The 6,021-nt window shown below is 63.7% G+C and carries 5 protein-coding genes; 4 read left to right on the plus strand and 1 reads right to left on the minus strand.

The features are described from left to right. Positions 1–12: 12 nt before the first annotated feature. A complete protein-coding gene (locus tag OXI69_02130; protein MDE2664930.1) occupies positions 13–1,035 on the minus strand; it encodes a dihydrodipicolinate synthase family protein in 1,023 nt (340 codons plus the stop codon). Between the two features lie 155 nt (positions 1,036–1,190). On the opposite strand from OXI69_02130, the gene OXI69_02135 reads away from it, so the two are divergent. From OXI69_02135 to OXI69_02150, 4 genes are all read left to right on the plus strand, one after another. Next, positions 1,191–2,276, plus strand: coding sequence for an amidohydrolase family protein (locus OXI69_02135; GenBank protein ID MDE2664931.1), 1,086 nt, complete (start codon positions 1,191–1,193; stop codon positions 2,274–2,276). A gap of 391 nt (positions 2,277–2,667) precedes the next feature. Further along, complete coding sequence (locus OXI69_02140; GenBank protein ID MDE2664932.1) at positions 2,668–3,768, plus strand: amidohydrolase family protein; 1,101 nt, start codon at positions 2,668–2,670, stop codon at positions 3,766–3,768. 74 nt (positions 3,769–3,842) lie between these two features. Beyond that, positions 3,843–4,289, plus strand: coding sequence for a Rieske (2Fe-2S) protein (locus OXI69_02145; GenBank protein MDE2664933.1), 447 nt, complete (start codon positions 3,843–3,845; stop codon positions 4,287–4,289). Between the two features lie 93 nt (positions 4,290–4,382). Continuing rightward, positions 4,383–5,921 carry a sodium/solute symporter gene (locus OXI69_02150; GenBank protein ID MDE2664934.1) on the plus strand — a complete coding sequence of 513 codons (1,539 nt, stop codon included), beginning with the start codon at positions 4,383–4,385 and terminating at the stop codon, positions 5,919–5,921. Positions 5,922–6,021 lie beyond the last annotated feature (100 nt).

A 6,021-nucleotide genomic window follows, 5' to 3' on the forward strand; every position in this document is an offset into this window, starting at 1 on the left:
GAATGACCTCCTTCAACCTTCCCGTCTCACCTCGGAATGGGAGCGGGCAATTTCGGCGATGACGGCCTTGTCCTTCTCGGCCACCTGGGTCCCGGGCGGCCTGACCGGCCCGCCGGCCCGGCCCAGCGATTCCAGGGCCACCTTGATGGCGCTGATGCCATACCCGGGCTGAACGCCGCGAAGTTTGACCACCGGCTCGATCTTGTCCTTGAGAACCCGGTTCATCCGTTCCTTCTCTCCGGCCACGCCGTGCTTCCAGAAGGCGTGGCTGGCCTGGGGAACGAAGGTGGCCACCGCGGTGGTGTAGGCCCGGCCGCCCAGCGGCAGCGTCTTGGCGGCGTGGCCCTCGCCTTCGGCCACCCACAGGAAGTCTTCCGGCACCAGGTCGCCCAGGGCCAGACCTACCCGGGTGTCGCCACTGGGGTCCTTGAAACCGATGATGTTCTCGATCCGGGACAATCTCTTCAACAGACCAGGCCAGTATTCCTCGGCCCGGGGATAGATGAGCACTCCGATGTCGACCGCCTTGGCTACGTCCAGGCAGCAGCGGTAGGTTCCCTCCTCCAGGCCCCAGCGGGAGCCCGGTGGAAAGACCAGCACGGCGTCGGCACCCGACTGTTCGGCGTTGCGGGCCATGCTCACAGCGTTGCGGTAACCGCCGCCCACCCCGGCCACCACCGGCATCTTGCCGTCGGCCCCGGCCACAGCCGCCGTGACCAGCGCACGATGTTCTTCGATGTCCAAGCTGTAGAGCTCGCCCAGGCCTCCGGCAACCACGATGGTCATGTTCTGGTAGAAACCGCGGGCGTGGTCGGCCACGTTGCGGCGGAGCCCCTCCGAATCCAGCTCGAAGTCGGGGTGAAAGGTAGTGACCATGAAGTTATGCACGCCCTGCAGGGATTGAATCAGTTCCTTGCGGTTTCGAGCCATTCGCGGCCGCGGCGCCGCCTGGCAGGCAGCCATGGGCCCCAGGGCCAGGGTTCCGGCGGCCAGCGCCAGGTCCTGAACAAATCCTCTTCTGCTCCGTTTTCTCATAGGACGTATCCGGTTACTTGAAACCTATTTGGGCGCCATCATACTTGGTTGACCGGCGGCCAGCAACCCCCATCTGGACGCCCTCGACACCATTGACAAGGCGCTTTGGCTCTGGATAGTCTCTCACGGAAGCAAGACCGATTGGGGAGGGAAGAGTGGTTCGGGTTTCCGGGGAAGAGGCGCAGCAACACTTCTGGTCGGGGCGCCCGGTCATTGACTGCGACCTGCACAACGAAGTTCCTTCGCTGGAGGCGCTGAAGCCCTATCTGGCCGACCACTGGTGCGCCTATATCGAGGAGTCGGCCTTCCGGGGGCCGGATGCGGATGACTATCCCAAGGGAGCCCCGACCTCCATTCGGCCGGGGCTGGAATGGGAGGGAGAGGAGGAGCGGCAGCTTGCACTCATGCGGAAGCAGGTGCTCGACCCGCTACAGGTCGAATTTGGCGTGCTCGACTGCGCCTATCGGGTTCAGGGGGTGCACGACCCGGAACTGGCTGCCGCCCTGGCCTCGGCCATCAACCGGTGGCAGGCCGAGCACTGGTTGGACCGGGACCCCAGGCTGCGAGCCTCCCTTGTGGCTCCCACCCAGAACCCCGTGCTGGCGGCAAGGGAAATCGACCGCTGGGGCGCGGACCCCCGTTTCGTCCAGGCGGTCATGCCGGTCCGGTCGCTGATCCCTTACGGGAACCGGATTTACGACCCCATCTATGAGGCGGCCACCCGCCACGATCTGGTGGTGGGAATTCAGTTCGGTGGAGCCCCCGGTCATCCCCCCACCCCCAGCGGCTGGCTCTCCACTTATCTGGAGGAGTACGCGGCCATGGCACAGGTCTTTCAGTCCCAGGTGACCAGCCTGATCGTGGAAGGCGTGTTCGATCGCTTTCCCCACCTGAGAGTGGCTCTGATCGAGGCTGGCTGTTCCTGGATGCCATCGCTGATGTGGCGGCTCGACAAGGAGTGGCGGGGCCTGCGCCGAGACATCCCCTGGGTCAAGCGTCCCCCTTCCGAATACATCCGCCGGCACATCCGGCTCACCCTGCAGCCCATGGATGCTCCCCCGTCTCCCGGGCAGCTCCTGGAGGTCATCGGCCAACTGGATTCCGACGAGATGCTGATGTTCGCCACCGACCATCCCCACTGGCACTTCGATCGCCTGGAAGAGTCCTTTCCGGCGGGCTTGTCCGATTCCCTGGCCCGCCGTGTGCTGGCCGAGAACGCCCGCTCCTTTTATCGGCTCTAGCCCGCATTTCTCACCAGGGGGCATGATCATGGCGCAGGAATTTTCCCGTCAGCGCGTGCTCGCGACCGAAGAGCGTAGCGGTTTCTACGGTCGAGGGAGCCTGTGCGCGCTGAAGGGAAAAGGACAAGCCAGGGCATGCCCAGCGCCGTCTGTTATGCGCAAGCCCTTGACATGGTGCCGATCAAGGTGCTGAAGATAATCTACTTCTTGTAATGCCTCCAGCGGCCTGGTGAGAAATGCGGGCTAGGACTTCCGGCCAGCCCCCGTGTTAAGATGAGAACGCCCGGGGACAACACCGGGCGGGGCCTGGACAAGTCAGGATGGCGTTCGGTCGGAAAGCCCCGGTATCATTGGGCGAGGCTTGCAGTCCGATTCGAGGAAACTCACGGCCATGGCAACAGCGGTAACTTCAAGGCAGGCCCTGGCGGGCGGCAAAAAGTCGCGGCTGGAAGTCATCGACTGCGACATCCACAACATCATCCCTTCCAATGAAACCCTCTACAAGTACCTTCCGGAGCGGTGGCGCCGACACCATCGAAGGTTCGGACTTCGCGGCCATCTGGGGGGATACTACCCGCGGGCGTTGATGAATGCCGCCCGCCACGATGCCTGGCCGCCATCGGGACTGCCGGCGGGCTCGGATCTGGATTTCATGCGGAAACAGTTGCTGGACGCCTACGATATCCGGTACGGCATCCTCAACTGCCTTTACGGGGCCGGCGGGCAGCTCAACCTGGAGTACGGAGCCGCGCTGGCCCGGGCCATCAACGACTGGCAGATCGCCGATTGGCTGGAACCGGAACCCAGGCTGCGCGCTTCCATTATCGTTCCCTACGAGGATGGGGACCTGGCGGCGGACGAGATCGATCGGGTGGGAGATCATCCCGGGTTTGTTCAGGTTCTCTTGCTGGTTCGGACCAACGAGCCCCTGGGCCGGCCCAAGTATCGAAAGATCTATCAGGCCGCACTGCGCCACCAATTGCCGGTGGGCATTCATTTCGGCGGCGCCGGAGCAGGACCCATTACAGGCGCCGGCTGGCCCTCCCACTACATTGAAGACCATGGGGGCATGCCCCAGGCCTTTCAGTCCCAGGTCATCAGTCTCGTTTGCGAAGGCGTGTTCGAGCGGTTCCCCTCGTTGAAGGTGGCCCTGATTGAAGGGGGCTTCGCCTGGATGGCTCCGCTGATGTGGCGGTTGGACCACTGTTGGCGCAAGCTCTCCGAGGAGGTCGCTACGCTCCGACATCCTCCTTCCACCTATGTTCGAAGGCATTTCTGGTTCACCACCCAGCCCATGGAAGAGCCTCCCCAGCCGCGCTACTTCCGGCAGTTGCTGAAGCAGATCGACGTCGATGACCGGATGATGTTTGCCACCGATTATCCGCACTGGGACTTCGATTCCCCGGAGAGCGCTCTGCCGGCCGGTCTCTCCCGCGAGTTGAGGAAGAAAATCATGTCGGTAAATGCGCGCAGGCTCTATGGGCTGGACTAACCTCCCTCCCCGACCCGCCGGCCGCAGCCGGTGCCGGAGCTCCCGGGGCACCCCCCTGAAACCGGAAGAGCCCAATGGCTGAACACGTGGTGGCCACCCTCGGCGAGATACCGCCCGGCGGCCGCAAAATTGCCGAGGTCGAAGGCCGATCCATCGGCGTCTTCAACCTGGATGGTGAGTTCTTCGCCCTCTTGAATCGGTGTCCCCACCAGGGAGGCCCGCTTTGCCTGGGCCAGCAGTCCGGCTTGCTGCAGGCCCGCGTCCCGGGGGAGTATCGCTATACCCGTATCGGCGAGATCGTTCGCTGTCCCTGGCACGGTTGGGAGTTCGATCTCAAGACGGGGCGCTCCTGGTTCGATCCGGTCAGGACCCGGGTTCGCAGCTACCGCGTGCGGGTGGAGACCCGGGAAGGCGAAGGCGGCGGGTGTGGGGAGGAAGCCGGACACCGGCTGGGACCCTACCGGGCGGAAACCTTTCCGGTATCGGTTCGGCAGCAATACGTGGTGGTCGAGATCCCCTGAGCGGAAGGGTTCGCCGCGGGGACGGGACTACCCTTTCGGGTCTCACACGGATAACCGGAGCTATCAGCTCAAACGGACGGGAGGTGGATCTTCATGTGGCGAGGACCGGACCTGGCGGTGATCGGGCTCAATCTGGCGGTGATGGTCTGGATCGGCGTCTATTGCGCCCGCAAGAGCAAGTCCTCGGACGCCTATTTCCTGGCCGGGCGCAACATGGCCGGCTGGGTGGTGGGGATGTCGATGATGGCCACCATCGTCAGCTCCATGACCTTTCTAGCCACGCCGGGGTTTACCTATTCCGAAAACTGGCGCTACATGCCGGCCAACTTCACCTACCTGCTGGCCGCCATTCCCGGGCTCTTGCTGTTCATGCCGCTCTTCAGGCGGGGCGGGTTCCGGTCCGCCTACGAATACCTGGAGAAGCGTTTCGGCACTTGGGCGCGGCTTTACGCCGGCGGAGCCTTCATCCTGTTCCAGATGTTTCGGCTGGGGGTGATCCTTTACGCGGTCTGCCTGCCCATCAAGGCCATGACCGGGTTTTCGCTGCCCTGGGTGATCGTGATCTTCGGGGTTCTGGTGGCCACCTATACCATTGCCGGAGGTCTGGAGGCAGTCATCTGGACCGACCTGATCCAGGGGTTTGCCTTGATCCTGGGCGGACTCATCTGCCTGCCCATCATCTTCGGGATGGTGCCGGGCGGCTTCGGACAGGTGATGGGAGTGGCGCTGGCCGACGGCAAGCTCTCGGTGGGCAGCACTGCCCTGACCTTCTCCGAAAAGACCGTGTGGGTGACGGCGCTGATGCACCTGTTCCACTTCACCCAGTACATGTGCGTCAATCAGATGACCATTCAGCGCTACCAGGCCATCAAGACCACGGGCGAGGCCCGCAAGGGGATTGTCCTGAGCGCGGTCGCCACCGTGGCCGTCTGGGTATTCTTCAGCTTCATCGGGACGGCGCTCTATGTTCTCTACAAGTACAATCCGGCTCCGGAAGTGGGCACGCTGCTTCCGGAGGAGGTCTATCCCTTCTTCATCCTCAGCCACGTCCCCGCCGGAGTGGCCGGCTTCGTGATCTCGGGACTGCTGGCGGCGGCCATGTCGACCCTCGATTCCAGCATCAACGCCTCGGCGGCCACGGTCACCACCGACTTCTATCGGCGCCTGTTGGCCCCCGACCGATTGGAGCGCCACTACGTCACCTTCGGAAGGTGGGTCTCGGGATTTTTCGGTGTGGTCATGATCGCCATCGCCCTGATCATCCACTTCACCCGCACCGAGACATTGCAGGACCTTCAAGCCACCTTGATCTCCATCATGAGCGGGGGACTGCTGGGGCTGTTCCTGCTGGGCCAACTGACTCGACGGGTGGATGGTCGCTCGGCCTTCCAGGCCACCATGGTTACCCTGGCGGGGGTCTGCCTGTGGCTGTTCATCGACAGCCGGTTTGGCGCCGAACTGTTTCCCTCCCTTGCCGCCCTGCTTCCCGACAAGTTCTGGATCATCGTGCTGGGCAACACCTTCCTGTTCGTGCTGGGGGTCCTGCTGAGCTACGGATCCCGGCGCAATCCGGACCGGGACCTGACCGATCTGACCGTCTGGACCGAAAAGACCGAAGAGGCGCAAGCCTGAAGGGTGCGGATCGGCTGGCGAGGCTTCGCTTTCGGGGCGCCGCGTTTGCCCCCCTCCGGTTCGCCTGCGGGCTGGCGCCCTTGTCTCACCGACTCCCCCT

This window comes from Acidobacteriota bacterium (assembly GCA_028875575.1).
Lineage (GTDB): Bacteria > Acidobacteriota > Terriglobia > Versatilivoradales > Versatilivoraceae > Versatilivorator.

Coding starts and splice junctions, on each gene's coding strand:
- OXI69_02130 (MDE2664930.1), bottom strand. CDS start 1,035: ATGAGAAAACGGAGCAGAAGAGGATTTGTTCAGGACCTGGCGCTGGCC.
- OXI69_02140 (MDE2664932.1), top strand. CDS start 2,668: ATGGCAACAGCGGTAACTTCAAGGCAGGCCCTGGCGGGCGGCAAAAAG.
- OXI69_02145 (MDE2664933.1), top strand. CDS start 3,843: ATGGCTGAACACGTGGTGGCCACCCTCGGCGAGATACCGCCCGGCGGC.
- OXI69_02150 (MDE2664934.1), top strand. CDS start 4,383: ATGTGGCGAGGACCGGACCTGGCGGTGATCGGGCTCAATCTGGCGGTG.